We start from the raw sequence: 23,845 nt of genomic DNA, 5'->3' as shown, positions 1-23,845 counted from the left end.
TTCACCAACAGGAGGCTCGTGATGGCATTTAGCTTATTTGACGCAAAAGGCATTAAGGTCGAGAACCAGCATTTTACCTGGCGCGACCTTGTTCAAAAACCGATCAGCAAACTTGACGACGACGCATTTACGCGCGTGCGGATCATTCTCATCAACGGGCTGGAGCACGAAGCGCTGCGTTTCGGTCACATGGCGGCGCGTTTCAATGCCGACCTGCGCCTGCCGCTGGCCCAGGTGCGCCGCACCGAGCACCACCAGGCCACCATGGTCAACTGGCTCATTGGCGCCGACCATTCGCCCCTTGAAACCACCATTGCCTACGAACAGACGGCGATCGAAGTCACCGCCGCCATCGCCCAGCGCGAGCCGGACGCTTACCTGGCGCAGGTTTACCGTTTCGGGCTGCTGGAAGACTTCGACCATTTATACCGCTACTCGGCCCTGCTCGACCGGCTTGAAGGCAAGGATGCCAACAACATCTTGCAAAGCTATACCGACATCGTGCCCGCCCGCCACACGGTGGAACACCACCGCTCGCCCGAGGACGACCTGCGCACGCCCTACGACGCCAAACAGGCCGATTTCCTCACCAAACTGCACGCGCTCATCATCGTCGCAGGCGAATCGCAAACCCAGAACTATTACCTCAATATCGGTCCGCTGTTTTCCGACCCGCTGGCACGCCAGCTCTATGCCGAGATTGCATCGGTCGAAGAGCAGCACGTCACCCAGTACTCATCCATGCTCGACCCGACCGAAAGCTGGCTCGAACAATGGGTGCTGCACGAGGCAAACGAGTGCTACAACTACTACAGCTGCGTGGAGCAGGAAACCAACCACAACGTCAAAGCCATCTGGGAACGCTTCCTGGACTATGAGCTGGGGCACTTCCACATGGCCTGCGACGCGCTTAAGCAGTTCGCCAAACGTGACCCAGCCGAGATCGTCACGAGCGACTTCACCGCCCCGCTCGCGTTCCGCAGCCAGCGCGAGTTCGTGCGCAAGGTGCTCGCCAACGAGGTTGACCTGCGCACCGACGGCACACAGTTCGTCACGCGCGACAAGGAGGGACCTAACTCTATCCTCTACCGCAACGTGGTCAACGCTGACGGTTCGCCCAGCGAAGCGGTGGCGTCCGGCTACATCTGGGCGCCAGGCACGGAACTGAGCCGCAGGGGCAAGATCAGCGCCGTGGGAACCATGGCGTCCTGACGTCTTCCCGATTTGATGAACTATTGCAGGAGACATCTTAGGAGATATGTATGACACTTCATTCTGAACACGTGGGCATGAACCGCACCGGGATCCAGATGTCGCCCGTTGACAGCAAGGCGATGCAGGAAATGGATCCTTCCATGGCCGGGATTGACGACGGCGACGAATCGGCACTGGCCGAGATGCGCAACGACTACATCGCCAACGCCGATTCGCTTGGTTCGATTCCGCTTCCCGGCACGCTCAAGGGTGCAGTGAGCATGACGGTGCAGGCGCTCAAGGGCGACAGCCCGCAAATCCTGCTCGACAAGCTTGGCGAGCGGCTCGCCTTTGAACGTACCGGCACCCGGCTCTATGACGCGCTGATCACCAAGTGCGAAGTCATGCTCGACGGCGACATCAGCATGACTATCGATGACCTGGAGCACATCAGGGCCGATGAAGCGCGCCATTTCATGCTTATTTCCGACGCCATCGAATCGCTGGGCGGCGACCCGACGTCGCAAACGCCCAGCGCCGACCTGGCCGGGGTCGAGTCCATGGGTCTGGTCCAGGTGTTGAACGACCCGCGCACCAGCATTGCCCAGTCGCTGCACGCCATCATGACGGCCGAACTGTGCGACAAAGCCGGCTGGGAAACGCTGGTCGCGCTGGCTGACGAGCACGACCTGACCGACATGGTCGATGAGTTCACTAACGCGCTGAACCAGGAGCGCGAGCACCTGGCACTGGTGCAAACGTGGTACGAGGAAGCCATCGGACTGACGTACGGCGATGTGGAGCTCGACGGTGGGGACATCGATAGCCAGCAAGAGTCGATATCAGCGGAATAACAGCAGCGCATGCATTAGTAAATGGCAGCACGCGCCGTGCCGCCTAATGGTGGCTTGATTGTCGCCCGGCGCGCGTTTTTAAGGGCACTGCAGGTTCGTGCAATTGCACCTGGAAACATAAGATGCCCTACAATGTGGCATGACTCAGATTACGCTTGTCCTGCCCTACGCTCTGCCCCCCTCCGAACTGGCGCAAGACTTGGTGCGCGCCCTGAAGACCCCAGCCTTGGCAGCGTTGCTGTCGCGCGCTGCGTGCCGCAGCTTGCCCTTCGACGACAATTTGCGCGCGCTGCCGCATGAAACCTGGCTTTCCGCAACGCTCGGCCTGGCGCCTTCCGGCGCCCCAAGCTTTGCCGCCGCCGCCATGCGCGGCTTTGGCCTGGACCCTGGCACGGCCGCCTGGTTCATCATCAACCCTGCCCACATCGAAATCGCACGCAGCCACCTGTTAATGCACGACCTTCGCCAGCTGCACCTGGCCGAAGACCATGCCAAAGCCTTGTTCGCCACCTCCAAGCCGGTTTTCGACGAATTGGGCAAAACGCTGGTGTACGGCGACGCCCAGACCTGGTTCATGGCCGCCGGCGACTGGGCCACGCTGCACACCGGCTCGCCCGACGCCGCCGTGGGCCAGAACCTGACCGACTGGCTGCCTACCGGCCCGGCCGCCGTGGAATTTCGCAAGCTGCAAAACGAAGTCCAGATGCTGTGGTTCGAGCACCCGGCCAACGTGGCGCGCGAAGGTCGCGGCCTGGCAGCGGTCAATTCCTTCTGGCCGTGGGGCTTGTCGCAAGGGCCTGCAACTGCGGGCGCTACGCCACTGTTTGCCGCCACCGGCGTGCCGTCCTGGCTGTCGGCCATCGCCACCAGTCCTGCAGCCGCCCTGCCCGACCCGTTCAGCGGCAAGGAGGCTGACAGCATGCTGGTGCGCGGCGACTTGTGCCAGGCCGCCATGGCCGGCGACTGGTCCAGCTGGCTTGGCCTCATGCAGCGCTTTGAAGAGACACTGTTCGCGCCCACGCTGGCCGGCTTGCAGCATGGGCGCAATGCGCAGCTCAGGCTCGTGATCGGCAACCGCGCCGTCCACAAGGCATTCATCACCACCAAGTGGGCGCAGAAAGCATTCTGGCGTTCGCCTACCCTCGACCGATTGTTGCCATGACCCGTATTTCGACCCGCCCCTGTTCGTTCCGCACTTCTGAAATGCTGCGCCAGGGCGGCGTGCATCCCGTGCTGGCCCGCCTGTTTGCCTCACGTGGCTTGTCCGACGCGCGCGAACTGTCGAGCGAATTAGCGTCCCTGATGGCACCAAGCGGCTTGCTGCATATTGGCGCCGCCGCCGTGTTCCTGGCCGACGCCATCGCTGCCGGCAGAAAGATGTGCATCGTGGCCGACTACGACTGCGACGGCGCCACCGCCTGCGCCGTCGCGCTGCGCGGCTTGCGGGCCATGGGCGCCACGGTCGACTTCATTGTTCCCAACCGCTTCGAGTACGGCTACGGGCTCACGCCCGAAATCGTCGCCCTGACCGCGCGCGAAAAAGCGCCCGACATCATCGTCACCGTCGACAACGGCATCGCCAGCATCGACGGGGTGCTCGAAGCGAAGCGGCGCGGGATTGACGTCGTCATCACCGACCATCACCTCCCCGCCGACAAGCTGCCCGAGGCGCGCGTCATCGTCAACCCCAACCAGCCCGAGTGCGGCTTTCCCAGCAAGCACCTGGCGGGCGTGGGCGTGGTGTTTTACGTACTGCTGGCCGTGCGCGCCGAAATGCGCCGGCGCGGCGTGTTCGACGCCCAGACCCAGCCCAAGCTCGACAACCTGCTCGACCTGGTCGCGCTGGGGACCGTGGCCGACGTCGTCAAGCTCGACGCCAACAACCGCATCCTGGTCGCGCAAGGCTTGAAGCGCATGCGCGCCGGCCGCATGCATGCCGGCGTAGCCGCGCTGTTTCGCGTGGCCGGGCGCGAACCGCGCACCGCGTCGCCCTTCGACCTGGGCTTTGCCCTGGGTCCGCGTTTGAACGCCGCGGGACGGCTGGACGACATGTCGCTTGGGATCGAGTGCTTGATCACGGACGACGAAGGGCGCGCCTGGGCGATCGCCCAGCAGCTCAATGAAATCAACCTTAAACGGCGCGAAATCGAAGCGGAGATGCAGGACGCTGCGCTGCTACACCTGGACGCCTTTGAGCCGTCGGCCAGCAATACGATCAGCGTGTTTGACGAAAGCTGGCACCAGGGCGTGATCGGCATTGTGGCCTCGCGCCTGAAGGAGAAATTTTTCAGGCCCACGATCACGTTCGCGCCCGGTGCCGATGGCTGGATCAAGGGGTCCGGACGGTCGATCCCAGGATTTCACTTGCGCGATGCGCTCGACCTCGTGTCGAAACGTGCGCCCAGCCTAATCGACAAATTTGGCGGCCACGCGATGGCGGCCGGGCTGACGATACGCGCTGACGCCTTTGACGCGTTCTCGGAAGCCTTCGAGGCAGTGGGACGCGCCTGGCTGAGCGCCCCGCAGCTCGAGCGCATCATCGAGACCGACGGACCGCTGGAAGACGCGTACTACACGACCGAATTCATTGACATCATGGATGGCCAGGTATGGGGCCAGGGCTTCGCGCCGCCCGTGTTTTGCGACGAGTTTCGGGTGGTAAGCCAGCGCATTTTGAAAGAGCGCCACTTGAAGCTGCAGCTGGAGCGCAATGGCCAGCGCTATGATGCGATCTGGTTCGGGCACACCGCGTCGGTGGGCGAGCGCGCCAGGGTCGCATTCCGGCTCGATGCCAATGAGTACAACGGCGTCACGCGGGTGCAACTGATGGTGGAACACGCGGAACCGGCGTAAAGGGACGCCAGATCCAAGGAGTTGCTCAGTCATCGACGCAGCACCTCGCGCACGAAGTTATCGCAGAACAGATAACGTTTTAGCATTGCGCGCTGCCTCTGGTGTGAACGTGTCCCAACGAGGGGCATAGGTCGGATAAGCGCAAGGCCTGGGCGCGCCCCTTCTCCGACCTGCGCATCGTTGACGCCCCAAACGCGCAACAACAAAATGACGAGTGTAAATTACTCCAACTCATCGAAAAAAGCCAAGAAACCCTCCGAATTCGGCGCAAACGCTTGCACGTGCGGCCCAAGTGGAGTATAAAGTATCCATAACCGGAGGTATCGCATCATGAACCTAGCCTACGCATATCCTAAAAGCCGTTTCGAGCCCGCCGTCCTGGTGGACTTGAACGCGCGGCCCGAACGCGAGCGCCTGTCCAAGTCGGCGCTCATCGGCTTTTTCAAGCTCGTTGCAGCCTGGAAGCTGCGCGACGAAGACGCGCGCGAACTTCTCGGCGGCCTGTCTTCGTCCACGTTTTACGAGTGGAAAAAGAACCCCGACCGCGTGCTCGAAGTCGACCGCATTACGCGTATTTCTTACCTGCTCGGCATCTACAAGGCCCTGCACATTCTGTACGGCGACAAGCTCGCCGACGAATGGATCACGCTCCCGAATAAAAATCCCGTGTTTGCCGGGCGCACCCCGATCTCGCAGATGGTTGCGGGCGGCCTGCTGGCCATGCAAACCGTACGCAAACTGCTCGATGCGCGCCGCGGAGGCCTCTAATTGCCCGTCGTCCCCCAACTTTGCAACCTGCGCCAGTTCGATACCTGTCGCCTAATCCCGTCGCGCTTTGCCGATGTCGAAGACTCGGTCCTCGCACCGCTGGCCGGAAGCCCCGACGTGCTGCGCGACCTGTTCGAGCTCGATAACGCCACCAACGAACGCCTGCGCGGCGAATACGGCGGCCTGCCCGGCATTGGCGTCGATGAACTCGTATTCGGCGTGCCCAACTTTCGCATCATCAATGCGGCCTATACCTATCCGCGCCCGGAAGGCAGCCGCTTCAACGACGGCGAACGCGGGGCCTGGTACTGCGCTTTCGAAGTGGAGACTTCGCTCGCCGAAATCACTTTCCACAAGACCGTGGAATACCAGGAGATCGACCGCTTCGACGACAGCGTGACCTACCAGGCGATGCTGGCTGACTTCACCAGCACCTTCCACGACATCCGTGGCATCGACGCCTTCAGCAACTGCCTGGACCCGGCCAGCTACATGGACTCGCAAAAACTGGCCGCCGACCTGCTCGACGCCGGCTCGATGGGCGTTATTTACCCCAGCGTGCGCCATGAAGGCGGCACTTGCCTGGCATGCTTTCGGCCCGCGCTGGTCGGCAACGTGCGCAAAGGCCCGGCCTACCGCCTTACGTGGTCCGGCTCGCCAACACCCGTCATTGAATCCATTGAACACCCTTGATCTTTTGCATGAACACGACACCTGACAACGACACCGACCTGCGCATCAAGATCAACCTCGAAACTGCGCGCCTGCCATGGGCCGAACTGGAACGCCACTTCGCCCAGGGCACCGTGGTCTACATTAGCGAAGAACTCGACCTGGTCGATGTCGCCGTGCGTATTTCGCACGACGACAAGGCCGCCATCGCCGCCTGGATGGCCGAAGGCAAAGTGGGCAAGGTCACCGACGTGCAGGCCCAGACCTGGGCTCAGTCCGAGGCCTTGCTGTGGACGTCAGTGGTCAATCCTTTCATCCTGGTCCAGCCAGAGAAGAAAAAAATTCACTAGCGCTTTTCCGCAAAGTCTGCACCGACGAACACGCGGGCGGCATTACCCCGCTCCGCCTGCAGGTGCCCCATGCGGCGCGCCGACTTTTGACTATCGGCTTGCGCTTGCGCCAAAGCGGCCAGCTTACTTGCCAGCAGTTGCCCCGCCAACCGCTTGTTGGCATGCTGGCTGCGCTCGCTCTGCACCTTGACCGACAAGCCGGACGCCACGTGCGTGGCCCGGATCGCGCTGTCGGTCTTGTTGACGTGCTGCCCGCCCGGTCCGGACGCGCGCGTCGCCTCATAGCGGATCTCGCCCGTGCCGGCGTCCACCTGCGGCGGCGCGAAGGCCGCGCCATGCAGGAACCAGTTCTTGCGCTTGTGGAGCTTGCGGTAGGGGCTCTCGCACACCCACAGCAAACTGCCGCACCAGCGCCTGGCCAGCAACGCGGCGTCGCCACCATCGAGTTCAAGCAAGACCGACCTGAAAGTGCCGAGAACCGGCCCTTCCAGCTGTTCGACGATACGAATGTCGACGCCGGCCTGCAACGCCTCCGCGCTCAACACGCCGACCGCCTTTGTCACCGCAAGGCAGCACGCCGCCGGGCCGGAATTGACCGTGATTTGCAACCAGATCATCAGCAGCACTCCCCGCGTGTTTTGTACGTCAGCAGCGGTCTGCTGCGCGCAACAACGCGCGCAAGTCCTGCGCCAACCAGGCACGCGAGCACGCTGTCGACGTTCTTGTATGCCTGCGGCGCCTCCTCGTAAATCAACGCGCGGTCATTGCAGATCACGCGCCCGCCCATTGTCGTGCGGCTCAATTGCGCCGGCGTGGCGATACGGTCCAGCCGCCCTTTGCAGTCGGTGCGCATCCACTTGCGCCCGGCGCCATGCGCCAGCGAATGCAGGCTGAGCGATCCTACTTCCACGAGCGGCTCGATCAGGTAGCTGTAGTCGTCGCGCGACCCAGGCAGCACGACCAGCGGACCATCGCTGGGCGTGGCGCCTTTGCGATGCAACCAGCCCTGCACGCCATCGATGGAGGCGGCGTTGACGGTGTTGTGGTTCACTTCCAAGACTGCTTTACTTGTGCAGCGCAACCGATTAAACATTCGCGCGGCGATCAGGCTGCGATTGAGCTCTGCAAACCGCACCGCAGCATCGTGCTGCAGCAGGTAGGCAAGAGCCTCCTCGCTCCCTTCGGCCAGCCCCGCATGGCTGAACGCATCGACATGCGCGCGCAGCACCTGCTGGCCCAGGCCGCGCGAACCGCTGTGCACCAGCAGTTGCAGGCACTTTGGCGCCAGCGCAGTTGCGGCCAGCACGTCGGGCGCCTCCACCGCGTCGATCACCTGCAGTTCGGCGAAGTGATTGCCCTTGCCGATCGTGCCGAGCGAGCGCAGATGCGCCGGGTCCAGGCCAGCTGCCTGCATCAGCGCCGTCAATTGCGCGAGGCGCGCGAGCAAGCCCTCGTCAAGGCTGGCCCATTCGTCCTCATCCATGACCTCGTCCAGGTTGCCGATCTGTTTGTCGAGCTTGTCGAGCTTGGCCTTCCCGGCCAGGATGTCAGTCTGCCACAGCGCCATGCCGCAGCCAATGTCGTTGCCCACCAGCGCCGGATAAAAACGCCCCGTCGAGAAAAAAGCGGCGCCGACCGGGTAACCGCGGCCGGGATGCAAGTCCGGCAGTCCGACCACGCGCTGCATGCCTGGCAAAAGCGACGTGGTCTTTGCCTGTTGAATAGCCGCGTCCTCGAGCCACAGGCGCTCGGACGCAATGATCGATACGCGATCAGAAATTTGTTGAACAAAATTGCCCATGTAATGCCAATCCAAAAAATAGAAAAAGGATTGGGCGCTGGCGGTGGGCGGACGAGTGATTCGTCGCTGGAGGAACTACGGCTTAATGCAGGACGTGACCAGCCAGACCCAGAAAAGGAGTGGAGATGTTCAAGTTAGTCATATCAAACTCCTTTCAAAAAATGGGTTGGCTTGCTGAGGTCACGGATCAAAAATCAATTTTAGAGGGCTTGCAAGAAAAACATCAGCGCTCGTCTGCAGATCAACGCGCAGGCATTACATTGGAAACGCATCGTGCCTGCACACATCGGCAGTAAAGTCTGGTGTTACGCTGCCCAACCGACGTTACTCTGCACTGTGAATCCGCTCTTGTTAACCATCATTCGCCGTCTCCTTGCTACCGTACTGTTCATCGCCCTGGCGTACCTGGCGTTTCCCTGGCTGGACCTCGCCTGGTATGCCGTCCGGCTGTCTTCCATGCCGCAGCCAACTGAGCTGGCGATGCCTGTTGATGCGATTGACCCCCACGCCCTCAGAGACACGTGGCATGCCGCGAGGGCGCCGAATCGCCGCCATGAAGGGATCGACATCTTTGCGAAAAAGGGAACGCCGGTGTTAGCAGCTACCGAAGGCATTGTGCTGCGGCTCGAGGAAACGCCCGTCGGCGGCAAGGTGGTGTGGGTGCTCGGGCCGGCCGGGCACCATCACTACTATGCTCACCTGGACCGCTTCGGCACTGTCAGAGCCGGCGATCGGTTGCGGGCCGGCACGCTGCTGGGATATGTTGGTAACACTGGCAATGCCAAAACCACGCCACCGCATCTGCACTACGGCGTCTATGCCGATGAGGGCGCGATCAATCCTTATCCCTTGCTTGGCGGGCGGTCGTAGCGCCGGTCATGCGCTCGCATTGGGCGCGACAGATGTGCAATTATAAAATATCCCAAATATTGCCGGAAACATCAACCAGAATCCTGAAATTGGCATCATCAACACGCCGAGGGTAGTTAGCAACAAAAGTGCCAACCCCACCGATTTTGACACTTGCAGCCTATTTTTTTCAAGGTTGGAAATCAGCATTCCAACAATGAACAACACGATGCCAAATAGCGCAAACCAGACAGCCCTTTCGGATTTTACTGACTGTACGGAATCATAGAGCCCACCAGCAATCAATTCACGATAAGCTCCACCAAAGAAAAGCGATGCAGAGACAGTGTGTCCGATAGCGACAAACATCACCCACTTACCAATCCAATTTCTCAAAATATCTCCCCGTTAAAATTCTATAAAAAGTACCGCTACGTCTGCTGTTGGCCGAACATGACTACGACAACACTGGCATGAACGCCCCAGTCAGAGCGTCCACATCAGGCTTGGTTTTGGATGTTTGGAATAAGGCCTCGTCCACGCGATCCAGCAGCCAAGGCAACTCCGGCTTCTGAGTCGATTTCTTTGCAAGCGTGCTGCATGCCTGCGCTACATCGGGAGAGGTGAGTAAATTGGTGAGTTGCTTTTCCATTCGCCTACTCGACAGGCGTTTCGCGAGCAGCACTTCAGCCACGCCTAAGCGCTTGGCGCGAAGACCGTTATCGAACTGGTCGTAGGCAAATGGCACGATGAGTTGCGGTATTCCTGCACCAAAGGCTTCGGCAGTGGTCCCAATGCCACCGTGGTGCACAACGGCGGCCGCGCGCGGCAGCAATGCATCGAAAGGTACATGCGCTTGCCACAAAATATCGGGCGGTAATGAATCGGGCAGTTGTGCTGCATGTGGAGTGATGAAAAGTCCGCGCCGCCCTAGGCGCTTTAAAGCCTTCGCCGCAGTATCGAAATAGCGTGCGGCGTGCTGGTGTCCGGTCCCGGGAGTAAACACAATCGGCGGGCTGCCATTGACCAAAAATTGCTCCAGTTCCGGCGCCAAGGGGGCCCCGCCGCGTGAAGGGGCACTGACAAAATCACCTTCCACGAAAGGCTGAGGCCAATCGACTTGAACGCAGGCGTACCAGCTTGGAAACAAGCCCACCGACACATCAGGCGCTGTCAACATATGCTCAAAAAAATGCCGCACTAGCGGCAGCTTGTGTTGCTCTCGTGCCGCGTTAAGGCTAGGCAAGGTCAGGGGGTCGACCCAGCCCTTGTGAATCAGTCTCCACAGCGCCTGTCGCCAATTGATCGGAATCCAGGACGGAATACGCAACGAGGCGGCCGTGAGCATGTCATGGCTGCTGCACAGGTTCGACGGGGCGAGATATTGGCAAACAATCCGCAAATCCGGTCGAATCGCCCTTGCAAGCACAGCCATTGGAACGAGAATCGGGTGGCATAGCACCACGCACGATTGCTCGGCTGGCAGCCGCTCAATGATCTGGCATATGGCATTAAGGTGGGGCACCAATCCCTTCCAGACCACGCCCCAGCCTTTGCGTTCATCCCAAAGGTCGGGGTCGCTTAGCTGCGCCTGGAATTGCTCATGGGTGCCGAAAGTTTGAAAAGGAAGGCCCGCAGCGTGGACGGTCGCAGCATGAAAACCCGGTACGAGCATCAATACCCGTCTTCCGCGTGCAAGCAAGCCCTGCGCTATCGTGATGAACGGAAGCAAGTCGCCACCTGTTCCGCTGGTGGCAATGATGACGAGAGGATCTTGGGCCCGGCTGAACATACCATGCACCGCAGCGCAACCTGTTGGCAAATAAGCATTGCTTTCGGTTGTCATTGCTTCCTTTTCGGCTTGTACTCGTTTGTACGATCACGACGTTTTGCTGTTGGCCGGCGACCGCGCTGCGCCAAGGCTCAGCGTACCAGCAACGTTGCCTTGATGGCAAGAGAACGTTTTTGATTCCTCTGTTTGCGTAAGGTATGCGACGCCGCTGGCGTTGGCAGGGGCGACGGTTGGATTTCCGCTTGCGACGGGCGCCAAAAGCGCAAGCGCGTCGCCGCAGTGTCGCGCGTTTCATTACGGCGCGTGGAGCGCGCCGCAGAAACAATCAGCGTTTGCTTTTCAGGATCGAGCCGAGCACACCGCGAATGATTTCACGGCCCACCGACGAACCAATGCTGCGCGCGGCCGACTTGACCATCGCCTGCACCGGCGACTCGCGCTTGCTGCCGCCATTGCCAAACAAGCCGCCCAGGATGCTGCCAAAGCCACCCGAATCGGCCGCTGGTGCATCTGCTTTTTTGGCGGCGCGCGCTTCCTGTTCGGTCGCTGCCGTCGCGCTGGCGCGCCGCGCAAGGATTTCGTGCGCCGATTCGCGGTCCACGGTTTTTTCGTACACGCCGGCGACTACGGAAGCGGCAATGGCCGCCTTGCGCTCGGCCGCGTCGATCGGCCCGAGCTGCGACGCCGGCGGCAGGATGAACGCGCGCTCGACGATATTGGGCCGCCCCTTTTCATCAAGAAAGGAGACCAGCGCCTCGCCCACGCCCAGCTCCGAAATCACCTGCGCCGTATCGAGCGCCGGATTCGGGCGGAAGGTTTCGGCCGCCGCCTTGACCGCTTTCTGGTCGCGCGGCGTGTAGGCGCGCAGCGCGTGCTGCACGCGGTTGCCTAGCTGTCCAAGCACCGTGTCCGGAATATCGAGCGGGTTTTGGGTGATGAAAAACACGCCCACGCCTTTCGAGCGAATCAGGCGCACCACCTGTTCGATTTTCTGCAGCAGTTCCTTGGGCGCCTCGGCAAAGAGCAAGTGCGCCTCGTCGAAGAAAAACACCAGCTTCGGCTTTTCCAGGTCGCCTACCTCAGGCAGGTTTTCGAACAGCTCGGACAGTAGCCACAGCAGGAACACGCCGTACATGCGCGGCGCGTTCATCAGCTTGTCGGCAGCGAGGATGTTGACGATGCCCTTGCCGTGCGCATCGGTCTGCAGCAGGTCGTCGATGTTGAGCATCGGCTCGCCGAAGAACTGCTCGCCGCCCTGCTCCTCGATCGCCATCAGGCCGCGCTGGATGGCGCCGATGCTGGCCGCCGAGATGTTCCCGTACGAGGTGCGGTAGTCGGCCGCGTTGTCGCCCACGTTTTGCAGCATCGCGCGCAAGTCCTTGGAGTCGAGCAGCAGCAGACCATTGTCGTCGGCGATCTTGAAGACCAGCTGCAGCACGCCTTCCTGGGTGTCGTTCAGGTTGAGCATACGCGCCAGCAGCAGCGGGCCGAGGTCGGAAATGGTCGCGCGCACCGGGTGACCGTGCTCGCCGTACACATCCCAGAACGTCACCGGACAGGCCGCCCACGCCGGCTCCTCCACGCCCAGCATCTCCAAGCGCGCCTTCATTTTGTCGGACAGCGCACCGGCCTTGGCCATGCCAGACAGGTCGCCCTTGACGTCGGCCATGAAGACGGGCACGCCGATGTCCGAGAGCGATTGCGCGATCGTTTGCAGCGTCACGGTCTTGCCGGTGCCGGTCGCGCCGGTGATGCAGCCATGGCGGTTGACCAGGCTCGAGAGCATGTCGAGCGTGAAGGCCGGCGTGGCAGTGATGTTTTTTGCGATCGGCAGCGGGATAGACATGGTGGTTTCCAATAAGGGTAAGCGCGAAATTCTATACGAAAAGGCGGCCAGCCTTTACTTGTCTGGCGCCGTGATGTTGACCATGCCCTTGAAGTCGTAAGGAATGACGACCGTATTGACCTTGCCCTCGGCGATGCCTTCTGCTATCTTCATCTGCGCCTGCGCCTGCATGTAAGCGATCGCGCCTGCATTGGCGTTCAGCGCGGCGATGCGCTCCGCTTCTTTTTTCGCGATCTGCACTTCGACTTCCTTGGTTTTTTCCTCGTTCTTGGCGCGCACCAGGTTGTCGGCGCTGGCCTTGACGGCGTCGCTCGGCACCATGCTGCCGACCCGCACCTGCGAGATGACGATGCCGGCGAGCTTTTCGTCGATCAGCGTCTTGACCATGATCTCCTGGATCTCTTGCTCGATCTGCGAGCGGCTGTCGTTCATGTTCAGCGCCTCGTATTTGCGCGCCGTCTTGTAGATCGCGTTGCGCGCGGTCTGGTAAATATAGTTGTGCATCAGGTAAATGTCGCCGGTGTTGTCCACCATATGGAAGGAGCGGCTCTTGTTAATGTACAGCTCCGACACGGCCGACGGCGTGATGTTGTACACCACGCTGATGTCGAAATCCTTCATCGTCGAATTGTCGGCGGCCAGCGGCATCAAGTCCTTGACGTCCACGCTCACATCCTTGACCGGGAACGTCAGCACGTGGCCCACCAGCGTCTGGTTGAAGCTGCCCGCCACCAGTTCGCTGTTTTCGATGGTCTTGTCGAAATTGACCCGCAAGCCCACTTCGCCCGTATCGACGATGGTGCAACCGGTCGCGCCGACTGCTGCGACAAGAACCAGCAGGATGGCGGGTATTGTTTTTTTCATCAATTACTTTCAGTATTTTTCGGTAGGCGCCGGCTGCGCCGTTGGCAGGCAACATAACCTATATACTATTCGGCTGTAAAGATAGCGACACTACGGAGTTACCCTGAAAACTGAAACACTGCGCATTTCCTCGTCGGTCAGCGTGACCCCGGTGGCACTTGCCGATGCGGCCGGGCTGGCCGCACTGATCCAGGAAAATACTGCATACCTGAAGAAATATCTGCCGAAAGTCGTCACACTGTCGAGCATTGCCGCGTGCACCGCGCATGTGCAGCACGTAATCGAGGCCGGCCAGGTCGACGAGCTGTTCGAGTGGCATATTTTTGCCAACGACAAGCTGTGCGGCGCGATTCGCGTGAATAAAATCGAGCTGGAGAACCGCAAGGCGTCGATGGGTTATTACATCGGTGAGAACTTCCAGGGGCAGGGTCTGGCCAGTGCGTCGGTGCGCGCGGTGATCGGCTACTGTTTCGACAAACTCGGTTTCAACCGGATCGAACTGCAGTGTACAAGCACCAATCTGGCCAGCCAGATGGTGGCCAAGCGGCTCGGTTTTACGTGGGAAGGCATGCTGCGCGAGGCTGAACTGCTCAACGGCGAGTATGTCGATCTGTTTGTCTACGGTTTACTGCGAGAGGAGTTTCACCTCAAGGCGACCACGTCGCACGACGCGGCCATCTGAGGCATCAGTGCGCGCGGTGTTTCATGGCGTGCGCCAGTTCGTCAAGCAGTTGCGCGGCGCGCTGTTCATCCCGCTCGTAACCCGGCGCGCCTTCGCGCAGATTCATTGCCAGCTGCTGCATCGCTTCCGGGTTTTCCAGCTCTGCCGCCGCCTCCAGCCAGCGCCGGGCGAGCACCCCGTCGCGCCGCACGCCCTCGCCCGTCGCCAGCATGGCCGCCGCGATGAACATCGCTTGCGCATGGCCGGCACGCGCCGCGCTCTCGATCAGCGCATAGGCGCGCGCACTGTCACGCGGCATATCGGCGCCATGGCGGTACTGTCGCCCCAGCTCAAAAGTCGCATCAAGCTGCGGCGCGGCGTGGGCCGGCGCATGCAGCGCTGCCGCGCACAAGGCCAGCACGGCAGCGCGCAAGATCGTCAATTGCCGCATCATTTCGACAAGTCGATCTGATACACCGAGACGCCCTTGCCCTGCCCGTCATCGTCCTTGAGTACCGAGATATTATTCAAGCCGGCCTGCTGCGCCAGTTCCAGCTTGCCCTGCGCCGAGCGAAACACCACCGGTCCAGCCGTCTTCATGGCGGCAAAGCGCCAGCTGCGCGGCTGGCCGTGCGCCGCCCGCGTGAGCGCGCCCGTTTTCTTGATATAGGCAATCAGCACATCGCGGTTGCTGTCGGGCGAAGCGATTACCGTCTTGCTGCCGTCAAGGCCGGGAAAGTCGCCCCCTCCGCTGGCGCGGTAGCTGTTGGTCGCCACCAAAAACTCCTTGGCCGGATTGACCGGCTTGCCCTTGTAGCGCAACGCGACGATGCGCTCGCCGGGCGGGCGCGCCAGGTCGATCTGGTAGCTGACCTCTTTCGCGGTCATGGCATCGTAGTTATAGGTGGGATACGACGGGTTGATCAGCTCCTGCTGCCCGGTCTTGGCCGGGTCGATGGTATTGAAGCGCTTGGCCGAGCGCTCCAGCCATGCCTTGAGCTGCGCCCCATTGACCTTGACTGCGTGCAGCGCGTTCGGATACAGGTACAGGTCGGCCACATTGTTCAGTGCCAGGGGACCGGCCGGAACATCGGTAAAGTCGCCCGCGCCGGCGTGGCCGCTCTTCAAGGGCGAGGCCATCGACAGCACCGGCAGCGCCGCGTACTGAGGCAATGACGTTTTCACGAAGCGTTGCACGTAATCGGCCTGCGCCAGGTTGACGACGGCAATTGCCGACACGTCGCCGACGTCGGCAAAATAGGACGACATCCGAAAATCGGTCGTCCCCACAGCCGTCTTGACATAGGCGATCGTCGCCTCGTGCTCCTGCGCGACCAGCGCAGCGATGGCCGGATCGGGCGCCACGAAGCTTTTGTCGGCCAGCTGCGCCGAGCGCGCCTCGACCGTTGTACTGTCCTTGTCGACAACCCAGCGCTGGCCGTCGTACTGCAGGTGCAGGCCGATCACGCCAAGGTGCTTGCCCCACATATTGGCCATCACCGTCGGCACGCCATTGACCAGGCCGCGGGCCTTGTCCACGCCCGGCAGGTTAAATTGCGGCACCGTACTGGCGGCGTTCGGGAACACCTGGTGCGAATGCCCGATCAGCATGGCGTCAATGCCCGGCACTTTCGACAAATGCCAGTTACCGTTTTCCATGCTGGGCGAATAGGCGCTGTCATCGAGGCCCCCATGCGAAATGGCGATGATGATGTCGGCGCCTTGCGCCTTCATCTCGGGGATGAACTTGATGGCGCTCTCGCGCAGGCCCTCGGCGTAGACCTTGCCGTCGAGCCAGCGCTTATCCCACGACATGATGGTCGGCGGCGTAAAGCCAATGATGCCTACCTTGAGCGTCACCTGCACCGGCGTGCTGTCGGGGCCCGAGGCAATCACCTGCTTGTCGATGATGCGCCAGGGCGCAAACAGGGGCAGCCTGGTCTTCAGGCTGTAGATATTGGCGAGCACCAGCGGAAAATTGGGCCCCGCGCAGCGAGGTCTGGCCGGGTCGACGCCCGCCACGTCGAAACGGCTGCCCGTCACCTGGCTCAGGTAGGACAGGCCGTAATTGAATTCATGGTTGCCGATGCCGCCGCCGTCAAAGCCGATCAGGTTCATGGCCTTGTAGACGGCCAGCGTCTTGTCGCAGGCGAGCGGCCTGACCAGCGCTTCATAGTCGGCCAGCGCGGTGCCCTGGATGGTGTCGCCATTGTCGATCAGGACGTTGTTCGGATACTGCGCGCGCGCCGTGGCGATCAGGGCGGCGGTGCGCTCCAGGCCCAGTGCAGGCTCGAACGCAAGCCGGAAGTAATCGTAGCCGAGCACATTCGAATGCACGTCGGTGGTCTCGAGCACGGCAATGACGGCGTGCGTGCCAACCGGCGGCGGCGTGGCGGCATGGGCGCAGGCGGCGGCCAGCAGGCCCACCACTGCGGTACATAGTTGAGTGCATAGTTGATAACGCATAGGGAAGAGTGGACGCTTTTTGATATGAAATGTGCCTCGATCATACGCAGCGCGCGCCCTGCGATCAAGCCGGACGCGCGCGCCATTCTGGGAAGCGGGCAGATACGGTATAATCGAAAGTTCGATTCAACCAATTTAAGACCGGACAAGCCATGGAAGCCGAACGCATTAACGCCCTCGCAGCACTGCTCAACGACCTCACGGAACGTGAAGCCGAACTTCGGAGGTATCTTTGACTTCGATAAAAAGTCAGAGAAGCTCGAACAAGTAAACGAAGAACTGGAAGACCCGACGGTCTGGAACGACCCGAAACGCGCGCAAGATCTCGGCAAGGAGAAAAAAGCGCTGGAAGCGGTCGTCCATACCTTGATCAAGGCTGAAAACGACCTCAAAGACGCGAACGACCTGTTTGCCATGGCGCGCGAAGAAGCCGACGAAGAAACGCTTGAAGCGGTCGTGCTCGACGCCGACACCATCAAGGCCGTGATCGAAGCGATGGAGTTTCGTCGCATGTTCAGCGGCCAGCTCGACGCCAACAACTGCTTCATCGACATCCAGGCCGGCGCCGGCGGCACCGAGGCGCAGGACTGGGCTTCGATGCTGCTGCGCCAGTACCTGCGCTATTGCGAGCGCAAGGGCTTCAAGGTCGACATCATGGAGCAGTCGGACGGTGAAATCGCCGGCATCAAGACCGCCACGCTCAAAGTCGAAGGCGAATACGCCTACGGCCACCTGCGCACCGAGACCGGCGTTCACCGCCTGGTGCGCAAGTCGCCTTTCGACTCGGCCAACGGGCGCCACACATCGTTCACCAGCCTGTTCGTCTACCCCGAGGTGGACGACTCGATCGAGATCGACGTCAACCCGGCCGACATCCGGGTCGATACCTACCGTGCATCGGGCGCCGGCGGACAGCACATCAACAAGACCGATTCCGCAGTGCGCATGACGCACGGCCCGACCGGCATCGTGGTCCAGTGCCAGAACGACCGAAGCCAGCACCGCAACCGCGCTGAGGCGATGGAGATGTTGAAGGCCAAGCTGTACGAGCACGAACTGCGCAAGCGCATGAGCGAGCAGCAAAAGCTGGAAGACTCCAAGACCGACGTGGGCTGGGGCCACCAGATCCGTTCGTATGTGCTCGACCAGTCGCGCATCAAGGATTTGCGCACCAATTTCGAGACGGGCAATACCAAAGGCGTGCTGGACGGCGACCTGGACGACTTCATCTCGGCCTCGCTCAAGCAAGGCGTGTAGATGACGAAACGCGCATTCATCTTCGACATGGACGGCACCATCGTCGACAACATGTCCTTTCACACCGCGTCCTGGATCACGTTTTTCCAGCGCCGCGGCCAGGACATCGATGCCGACGCCTTTTTCCGCGCCACCGCCGGGCGCCAGGGCAAGGAGATCATCCGTTCGTACCTGGGCGAGCATCTTGACGACGCCGCCGTGCTGGCGCTGAACCAGGAAAAGGAATCGGTCTACCGCGAACTGTATGCGCCGCATCGCAAAACGGTGGACGGCTTCGACGACCTGATCGACCAGGCCAAGCTGCGCGGCGTGGCGCTGGCCGTGGCCACCGCCGCGCCCGACGCCAACATCACCTTCACGCTCGACGGGCTAGACGTGCGGCGTCACTTTGACGCTGTCGTCGGCGCGGCCGATGTTGCGCGCGGCAAGCCGCACCCGGACGTGTTCCTGCTGGCGGCGCAGCGCTGCGGCGTCGCGCCCGAGCACTGCATCGTGTTTGAAGACGCGCCGCTGGGCGTGGAAGCTGCGCGCCGCGCGGGTATGAAAGCGGTGGTGCTCAGCACCACCCTACCCGCCGAAGCGTTCGCCGAATTCGACAATGTCCTCCACATCGCCAGCGATTTTTCGCAGCTGACGATCGATGAACTGTTCCCCGAATAATCCAGAATAATCCCGAACGATCCTGAATAAACAACACGAATAGTCAAGCAGACTATTCAAAAAGACGAGCGATACTCATCATGACCACCGACATTCAAGACCAAGCAGCCGCCCCGGGCGCCGACGAAAACAAGCTGATCGCCGAGCGGCGCGTCAAGCTGGCGGCCATCCGCGCCAAAGGCGTCGCTTTTCCGAACGACTTCCGCCCCCAGCACAAGGCCGCCGACCTGCACGCGCAGTATGGCGACAAGTCGCGCGAAGAGCTCGAGGCGAACGAAGTGACGGTAATCGTGGCCGGGCGCATGATGCTCTCGCGCCCGGCGGGAAAGAAGGCCGCGTTCGCGGTCCTGCAGGATTCGTCCGGCGCCGGCGACGGCCGCATCCAGATCTACGTCACGCTCGACAAAACCGGCGAAGCGGCGATGGAAGAGCTGCACTCCTACGACCTAGGCGACATTTTGGGCGTGCAAGGCACGCTGTTCAAGACCAAGACCGACGAACTGACCATCAAGGTGACCAGCCTGCGCCTGATCACCAAGTCGCTGCGTCCGCTGCCTGACAAGTTCCACGGCCTGGCCGACCAGGAGACCAAGTACCGCCAGCGCTACGTGGACCTGATCATGAGCGAAGAGACGCGCCGCACCTTCAAGGCGCGTACCGCCGCGATGTCGTCGATCCGCCGCTTCATGGAAGAAAACGACTTCATGGAAGTCGAAACGCCGATGCTGCACACCATTCCCGGGGGCGCTGCGGCCAAGCCTTTTATCACGCACCACAATGCGCTGGACATGGAAATGTTCCTGCGCATCGCGCCCGAACTGTACTTGAAGCGCCTGGTCGTGGGCGGCTTTGACCGCGTGTTCGAAGTGAACCGCAACTTTCGCAATGAGGGCGTCTCGCCGCGCCACAATCCTGAATTTACGATGATGGAGTTTTACGCCGCCTACACCGACTATCAGTGGATCATGAACTTCACCGAAGCCGTGATTCGCAGGGCTGCGGTGGACGCGCATGGCACTGCGGTGCTGACCTATGGCGGGCGCGAGCTCGACCTGTCCAAGCCCTTCCATCGCCTGACGATCGTTGAAGCAATCAACAAATGCGCGCCGCACTACACGACCGAACAACTGAACGACATCGACTTCCTGAAGGGCGAGCTGCTCAAGTTCGGCGTCAAGCCGTTCTCGACGTCGGGCTTAGGCTCGATGCAGCTATCGCTGTTTGAAGAGACGGCCGAAGCGCAGTTGTGGGAGCCGACCTTCATCATCGACTACCCGGCCGAAGTGTCGCCGCTGGCGCGCGCCTCCGACACCATGCCCGGCGTGACCGAGCGCTTTGAGCTCTTCATGGTGGGCCGCGAAATCGCCAATGGTTTTTCGGAGCTGAACGACGCCGAAGACCAGGCGGCGCGCTTCCTGGCGCAGGTAGCGGCCAAGGATGCGGGCGATGAAGAGGCGATGTTCTACGACGCCGACTACATCCGTGCGCTGGAATACGGCATGCCGCCGGCCGGCGGCTGCGGCATCGGCATCGACCGCCTGATGATGCTGATCACCGACTCGCCCAACATTCGCGACGTCATCCTGTTCCCCCACCTGCGCCGCGAAGAGTAACGAACCGCAAATCCACCCCGGGGTGGAAGTTTAGTTAGAGCTTGCTCTCTAGCGAACGCCGTGTGGCGGGAGCTACCATCTTGCTTCCTTTACAAGCAGGGAGCTCGCATGTCCGCCTATATTCGCTACCACGACAAGCTCGAACAACAGCAGGAAAACGAAGACGCCATCATCGACACCATCGTCGCCTCGATGATGCGCGTGAACGAAAAAGTCTTCGACAAGCACCGCCACGCCAAGCGCGATGCGCATGCCAAAAGCCACGGCGTGCTGGTGGGCGAAGTCACCGTCTACGATCATCTTCCCGCCCACCTGGCCCAGGGCGTATTCGCCACAGCGGCCACCTACCCGGTCGTGATCCGCCTGTCCACCGCGTTCGGCGACATCCATAGCGACAAGGTCCCGGTGGCGCGCGGCATGGCGATCAAGATGCTGGGCGTGCCAGGCCGCCAGTTCCTGCCCGCGCGCCAGCAGGCCAGCACCCAGGACCTGCTGCTGGTGAACCATCCCGTGATCGCGTTCGGCCACGCCGCCGCCTACCTCAAGACCCAAAAGCTGCTGGAAAAGCACATGGACGATCCGGACACCACCAAGCGCATCATGGCGGCGCTGGCGCGCGGCGGCAGCAAGGCGCTACATGCGTTCGGCATTGAAAGCGCGACCATCGACACCATCGGCATGCCGAACAATCATATCCTTGGCGAGACCTTTTACAGCATGGCGGCCGTGCGCTACGGCAACTACGTGGCCAAGCTGTGCGCCGCGCCGCTGTCGGACAATCTCAAGGCGCTCACCGGGCAGCTGATCGAGCACGACGACGGCGACTCGGTCCTGCGCGACCTGGTGGTGGATTTTTTCAAGCACCAGGGAGCCGAATATGAACTGCGCGCCCAGCTATGCACGGGCGTGGACCAGATGCCGATCGAGGACGCGTCGGTGGACTGGCCGCAAGCGCTCTCGCCCTACCAGAGCGTGGCCAAGCTGACCATCCCGCCCCAGCAAGCCTACAGCCATGCGCGCCGCGTGTTTACCGACGATGTCCTGTCGTTCAATCCCTGGCACTGCATTGAGGCGCACCGTCCCCTCGGGTCCATCATGCGCGCCCGGATCAAGGCTTACGAGGCGTCATCGGCCTTTCGCCACGAGCGCAATGCCCAGCCCCGCATCGAAATTTCCAGCCTGGATCAGGTTCCCGACTAGCGATGTCTCATCAGAATTAAACGCCGCGCTTTACGGGTTATTCCAATGAAAAATTTAAACAAAATCCACTGAGACCGGCGTTAATTTTGATTAAAGTGACCTCATCCTTTCTCGTTAGGCTGGTTACAGGCCGCCAGTGAGCCACAGCGGCCCGTCATTTTTTCCGGCTCGACGAGGTGTAATACCATGGAGGCCAAAGAAAACTTGCCAGAGCAGCGGCAACAGCAGGTCGCGCAAACTGCCAACGACGATCACAAGGACCACAAATGCCATCACCGGCCGCCGCACCACATCCACGAGCTGGAAAACAAGATCCGGCATTTGCTTGATGCGCTGGCCCATCTTGGGCGCGGCAGCAACTTGCAGGAACTGCTGCGCATCATCCGCTGGCCGGGATGGACAACGCCGGCCGAACTGGCATTCGTCCACGCCATCCTCGAGCATATCGGCGCTCAGGTCCACACGCTGGAACGGCGCCAGGACGACCTGGTCGAAGCGAGCTGGAGGCCCCAGGCGTAAAAAAAGGGTGGAAAAGCGCTCGCTTTCACACCCTTTGTATCAACCGCTTGGCGGCCGCCTTACTGGATCACCTTGTAGCAAGGCGTGTACGTTTTGCCAGGCAACTTCATCCGGCTTTGCGCCACGAACGACGACAGCAGCGCGTCCATCGGACCCATGATCGCCGCGTCGCCATGAATTTCAAAGTGCCCGAATTTTTCAATCGCCCGGATCCCTTCATCCTTCACATTCCCCGCCACCACGCCCGAAAACGCGCGCCGCAAATTTGCCGCCAGCAGGTGCTTTGCCTGGTTTTTGTGCAGGCTCAGGTTGCGCATGTTCTCGTGCGTCGGACGGAACGGCTTCTGGAATTCCTCGTCAATCTTCAGCAGCCAGTTAAAATAATAAGCGTCGCTGCGCGTCTTGCGAAATTCACGCACCTGCTTGATCCCGCGCTGCATCTCCCTGGCCACCATTTCCGGGTCGTCAATGATGATCTGGTAGCGCTTCTGCGCTTCCTCGCCCAGCGTATCGGCGATGAACTGGTTGATCTGGATGAAGTAGTCGCGCGCCGTTTCCGGCCCCGTAAAAATAAGCGGATACGGCATGTCCGCATTCTCGGGATGCAGCAGGATGCCAAGGATATACAGGATCTCTTCGGCCGTCCCGGCGCCGCCCGGGAACACAATGATGCCGTGCCCGGTGCGCACAAACGCTTCCAGCCGCTTTTCAATGTCGGGCATGATCACCAAATCGTTGACGATCGGGTTGGGCGACTCGGCCGCGATAATGCCCGGCTCAGAAATGCCCAGGTAGCGACCGCCCGTCAGGCGCTGCTTGGCGTGGCCGATGGTGGCGCCCTTCATGGGCCCCTTCATCGCGCCAGGACCGCAACCGGTGCAAATATCAAGGTCGCGCAGCCCCATTTGATAACCGACTTCCTTCGAATAGTTGTATTCGATGCGGTTGATCGAGTGCCCGCCCCAGCACACCACCAGATTCGGGTTGCGCAGCGGCTGCAGCACGTTGGCGTTGCGCAGGATATGGAAAACCGAATCGGTGATGCCCTCGGTGCGCGACATGTCGAATTTCGGATTGTCGGTCACTTCGCTGCTGATGAAAATAATATCGCGCAGCACCGCAAACAAGTGCTCGTGAATCCCCTTGATCATCTTGCCGTCGACAAAAGCGATGGCCGGCGCACCCTTGATCTCGAGCTTGATGCCCCGTTCGCGCTGCACGATGCTGATATCGAACGATTTGTACCGTTCCAGCAATTCCTTGCCATCGTCGATCGAGCTGCCGCAATTGAGCACCGCAAGGGCGCAATTGCGGAAAATCTGGTACAGGCCGCCCTGGCTGGTGTCGAGAAGCTTGAAGACTTCGGCTTTGGAGAGCACCTCGAGCTGGCCTTCGGGCGAAATCAGGGTATCGACAACTTCATGTTCCATAGTGCGGATTCCTTATCTATCTGGTGATACAAACAAGCCTGCAATGCCAATATACGACAACTCACGCCTCTTGGGGCCACGAATTATATTGTGCCTGCACACGGGCGCCGCCGGGCGTATTTAGCACACATTATGAAATTTCGCTTTGCGTGGCAGGTTTTACATTAAAATGCGTCCCTATTGGAATTCCCGAGCC

Annotated in this window: 24 protein-coding genes; 15 read left to right on the top strand and 9 right to left on the bottom strand. The window is 60.9% G+C overall.

Features of this window, described 5'->3' with window-relative positions; all coding sequences use genetic code 11:
• Nucleotides 1-21: 21 nt before the first annotated feature.
• From ACP7D4_RS20060 to ACP7D4_RS20030, 7 genes are all read left to right on the top strand, one after another.
• Nucleotides 22-1,212, top strand: coding sequence for a hypothetical protein (locus tag ACP7D4_RS20060; RefSeq protein ID WP_426210922.1), 1,191 nt, complete (start codon nucleotides 22-24; stop codon nucleotides 1,210-1,212).
• A 50-nt stretch (nucleotides 1,213-1,262) separates the two neighbouring features.
• A complete protein-coding gene (locus ACP7D4_RS20055) occupies nucleotides 1,263-2,048 on the top strand; it encodes a ferritin Dps family protein (protein ID WP_426210920.1) in 786 nt (261 codons plus the stop codon).
• A gap of 139 nt (nucleotides 2,049-2,187) precedes the next feature.
• Nucleotides 2,188-3,210 carry a hypothetical protein gene (locus ACP7D4_RS20050; protein WP_426106229.1) on the top strand — a complete coding sequence of 341 codons (1,023 nt, stop codon included), beginning with the start codon at nucleotides 2,188-2,190 and terminating at the stop codon, nucleotides 3,208-3,210.
• Nucleotides 3,207-4,901 (top strand): single-stranded-DNA-specific exonuclease RecJ, encoded by a 1,695-nt coding sequence (gene recJ / locus ACP7D4_RS20045; protein WP_426106228.1) that lies wholly within the window; start codon nucleotides 3,207-3,209, stop codon nucleotides 4,899-4,901. The genes ACP7D4_RS20050 and recJ overlap by 4 nt, the downstream gene beginning before the upstream one ends.
• Before the next feature lie 330 nt (nucleotides 4,902-5,231).
• A complete protein-coding gene (locus tag ACP7D4_RS20040) occupies nucleotides 5,232-5,669 on the top strand; it encodes an antitoxin Xre-like helix-turn-helix domain-containing protein (protein ID WP_426106226.1) in 438 nt (145 codons plus the stop codon).
• Nucleotides 5,670-6,362 carry an RES family NAD+ phosphorylase gene (locus ACP7D4_RS20035; protein WP_426106224.1) on the top strand — a complete coding sequence of 231 codons (693 nt, stop codon included), beginning with the start codon at nucleotides 5,670-5,672 and terminating at the stop codon, nucleotides 6,360-6,362. It abuts the gene before it with no gap.
• Between the two features lie 8 nt (nucleotides 6,363-6,370).
• Entirely contained in the window at nucleotides 6,371-6,691 is a 321-nt protein-coding gene (locus ACP7D4_RS20030; protein WP_426106223.1) for a DUF2288 domain-containing protein, read from the top strand.
• Here ACP7D4_RS20030 and prfH read toward each other — a convergent pair.
• Both prfH and ACP7D4_RS20020 read right to left on the bottom strand, forming a co-directional pair.
• On the bottom strand, nucleotides 6,688-7,308 hold the full coding sequence (gene prfH / locus ACP7D4_RS20025; protein WP_426106222.1) for a peptide chain release factor H: 621 nt from the start codon (nucleotides 7,306-7,308) through the stop codon (nucleotides 6,688-6,690). The genes ACP7D4_RS20030 and prfH overlap by 4 nt on opposite strands.
• Nucleotides 7,308-8,492 carry an RNA ligase RtcB family protein gene (locus ACP7D4_RS20020; RefSeq protein ID WP_426210919.1) on the bottom strand — a complete coding sequence of 395 codons (1,185 nt, stop codon included), beginning with the start codon at nucleotides 8,490-8,492 and terminating at the stop codon, nucleotides 7,308-7,310. The genes prfH and ACP7D4_RS20020 overlap by 1 nt, the downstream gene beginning before the upstream one ends.
• 125 nt (nucleotides 8,493-8,617) lie before the next feature.
• On the opposite strand from ACP7D4_RS20020, the gene ACP7D4_RS20015 reads away from it, so the two are divergent.
• Both ACP7D4_RS20015 and ACP7D4_RS20010 read left to right on the top strand, forming a co-directional pair.
• Nucleotides 8,618-8,788: a hypothetical protein gene (locus ACP7D4_RS20015; RefSeq protein WP_426210917.1), complete on the top strand. Its 171-nt coding sequence runs from the start codon at nucleotides 8,618-8,620 to the stop codon at nucleotides 8,786-8,788.
• 52 nt (nucleotides 8,789-8,840) lie between these two features.
• Nucleotides 8,841-9,362 (top strand): M23 family metallopeptidase, encoded by a 522-nt coding sequence (locus ACP7D4_RS20010; RefSeq protein WP_426210916.1) that lies wholly within the window; start codon nucleotides 8,841-8,843, stop codon nucleotides 9,360-9,362.
• A 6-nt stretch (nucleotides 9,363-9,368) separates the two neighbouring features.
• Here the strand turns inward: ACP7D4_RS20010 and ACP7D4_RS20005 are convergent, their stop codons facing one another.
• The 4 genes from ACP7D4_RS20005 to ACP7D4_RS19990 all read right to left on the bottom strand — a co-directional run bounded on the left by ACP7D4_RS20005 (nucleotide 9,369) and on the right by ACP7D4_RS19990 (nucleotide 13,843).
• Nucleotides 9,369-9,737 carry a DUF6463 family protein gene (locus ACP7D4_RS20005; RefSeq protein WP_426210914.1) on the bottom strand — a complete coding sequence of 123 codons (369 nt, stop codon included), beginning with the start codon at nucleotides 9,735-9,737 and terminating at the stop codon, nucleotides 9,369-9,371.
• Nucleotides 9,738-9,798: 61 nt separating this feature from the next.
• Entirely contained in the window at nucleotides 9,799-11,187 is a 1,389-nt protein-coding gene (locus ACP7D4_RS20000) for a glycosyltransferase (protein ID WP_426210912.1), read from the bottom strand.
• Nucleotides 11,188-11,458: 271 nt separating this feature from the next.
• On the bottom strand, nucleotides 11,459-12,979 hold the full coding sequence (locus ACP7D4_RS19995) for a helicase HerA-like C-terminal domain-containing protein (RefSeq protein WP_426210910.1): 1,521 nt from the start codon (nucleotides 12,977-12,979) through the stop codon (nucleotides 11,459-11,461).
• A 54-nt stretch (nucleotides 12,980-13,033) separates the two neighbouring features.
• The gene (locus ACP7D4_RS19990) at nucleotides 13,034-13,843 is read right to left on the bottom strand and encodes an SPFH domain-containing protein (protein WP_426210908.1); all 810 of its coding nucleotides are present in this window, start codon (nucleotides 13,841-13,843) and stop codon (nucleotides 13,034-13,036) included.
• A 142-nt stretch (nucleotides 13,844-13,985) separates the two neighbouring features.
• Between ACP7D4_RS19990 and ACP7D4_RS19985 the strand changes: the two genes are divergently transcribed.
• Entirely contained in the window at nucleotides 13,986-14,525 is a 540-nt protein-coding gene (locus tag ACP7D4_RS19985) for a GNAT family N-acetyltransferase (protein WP_426210906.1), read from the top strand.
• A gap of 4 nt (nucleotides 14,526-14,529) precedes the next feature.
• Here ACP7D4_RS19985 and ACP7D4_RS19980 read toward each other — a convergent pair whose 3' ends face one another.
• Entirely contained in the window at nucleotides 14,530-14,958 is a 429-nt protein-coding gene (locus ACP7D4_RS19980) for a tetratricopeptide repeat protein (RefSeq protein WP_426210904.1), read from the bottom strand.
• Nucleotides 14,955-16,970 carry a bifunctional 2',3'-cyclic-nucleotide 2'-phosphodiesterase/3'-nucleotidase gene (locus tag ACP7D4_RS19975; RefSeq protein ID WP_426210903.1) on the bottom strand — a complete coding sequence of 672 codons (2,016 nt, stop codon included), beginning with the start codon at nucleotides 16,968-16,970 and terminating at the stop codon, nucleotides 14,955-14,957. Before ACP7D4_RS19975 ends, ACP7D4_RS19980 begins: the two co-directional genes overlap by 4 nt.
• A gap of 152 nt (nucleotides 16,971-17,122) precedes the next feature.
• On the opposite strand from ACP7D4_RS19975, the gene prfB reads away from it, so the two are divergent.
• The 5 genes from prfB to ACP7D4_RS19950 all read left to right on the top strand — a co-directional run bounded on the left by prfB (nucleotide 17,123) and on the right by ACP7D4_RS19950 (nucleotide 22,219).
• A protein-coding gene (gene prfB / locus ACP7D4_RS19970; protein ID WP_426104944.1) for a peptide chain release factor 2 occupies nucleotides 17,123-18,227 on the top strand; the annotation gives its coding sequence in 2 pieces (ribosomal slippage) (nucleotides 17,123-17,203 and nucleotides 17,205-18,227; 1,104 coding nt in all).
• Nucleotides 18,228-18,887 (top strand): HAD family hydrolase, encoded by a 660-nt coding sequence (locus ACP7D4_RS19965; RefSeq protein ID WP_426104942.1) that lies wholly within the window; start codon nucleotides 18,228-18,230, stop codon nucleotides 18,885-18,887.
• Between the two features lie 80 nt (nucleotides 18,888-18,967).
• A complete protein-coding gene (gene lysS, locus ACP7D4_RS19960) occupies nucleotides 18,968-20,500 on the top strand; it encodes a lysine--tRNA ligase (RefSeq protein WP_426210901.1) in 1,533 nt (510 codons plus the stop codon).
• A 108-nt stretch (nucleotides 20,501-20,608) separates the two neighbouring features.
• Nucleotides 20,609-21,700, top strand: coding sequence for a catalase family protein (locus ACP7D4_RS19955; RefSeq protein ID WP_426210900.1), 1,092 nt, complete (start codon nucleotides 20,609-20,611; stop codon nucleotides 21,698-21,700).
• A 186-nt stretch (nucleotides 21,701-21,886) separates the two neighbouring features.
• The gene (locus ACP7D4_RS19950) at nucleotides 21,887-22,219 is read left to right on the top strand and encodes a hypothetical protein (RefSeq protein ID WP_426210898.1); all 333 of its coding nucleotides are present in this window, start codon (nucleotides 21,887-21,889) and stop codon (nucleotides 22,217-22,219) included.
• Between the two features lie 59 nt (nucleotides 22,220-22,278).
• Here ACP7D4_RS19950 and ppnN read toward each other — a convergent pair whose 3' ends face one another.
• A complete protein-coding gene (gene ppnN, locus ACP7D4_RS19945) occupies nucleotides 22,279-23,649 on the bottom strand; it encodes a nucleotide 5'-monophosphate nucleosidase PpnN (protein WP_426104934.1) in 1,371 nt (456 codons plus the stop codon).
• Nucleotides 23,650-23,845: the final 196 nt, after the last annotated feature.

Origin of the sequence: Massilia sp. TWP1-3-3, from assembly GCF_049897805.1 — a bacterium.
GTDB lineage: Bacteria > Pseudomonadota > Gammaproteobacteria > Burkholderiales > Burkholderiaceae_D > Telluria_A.
This window is presented reverse-complemented; position numbering and strand designations above follow the sequence as displayed.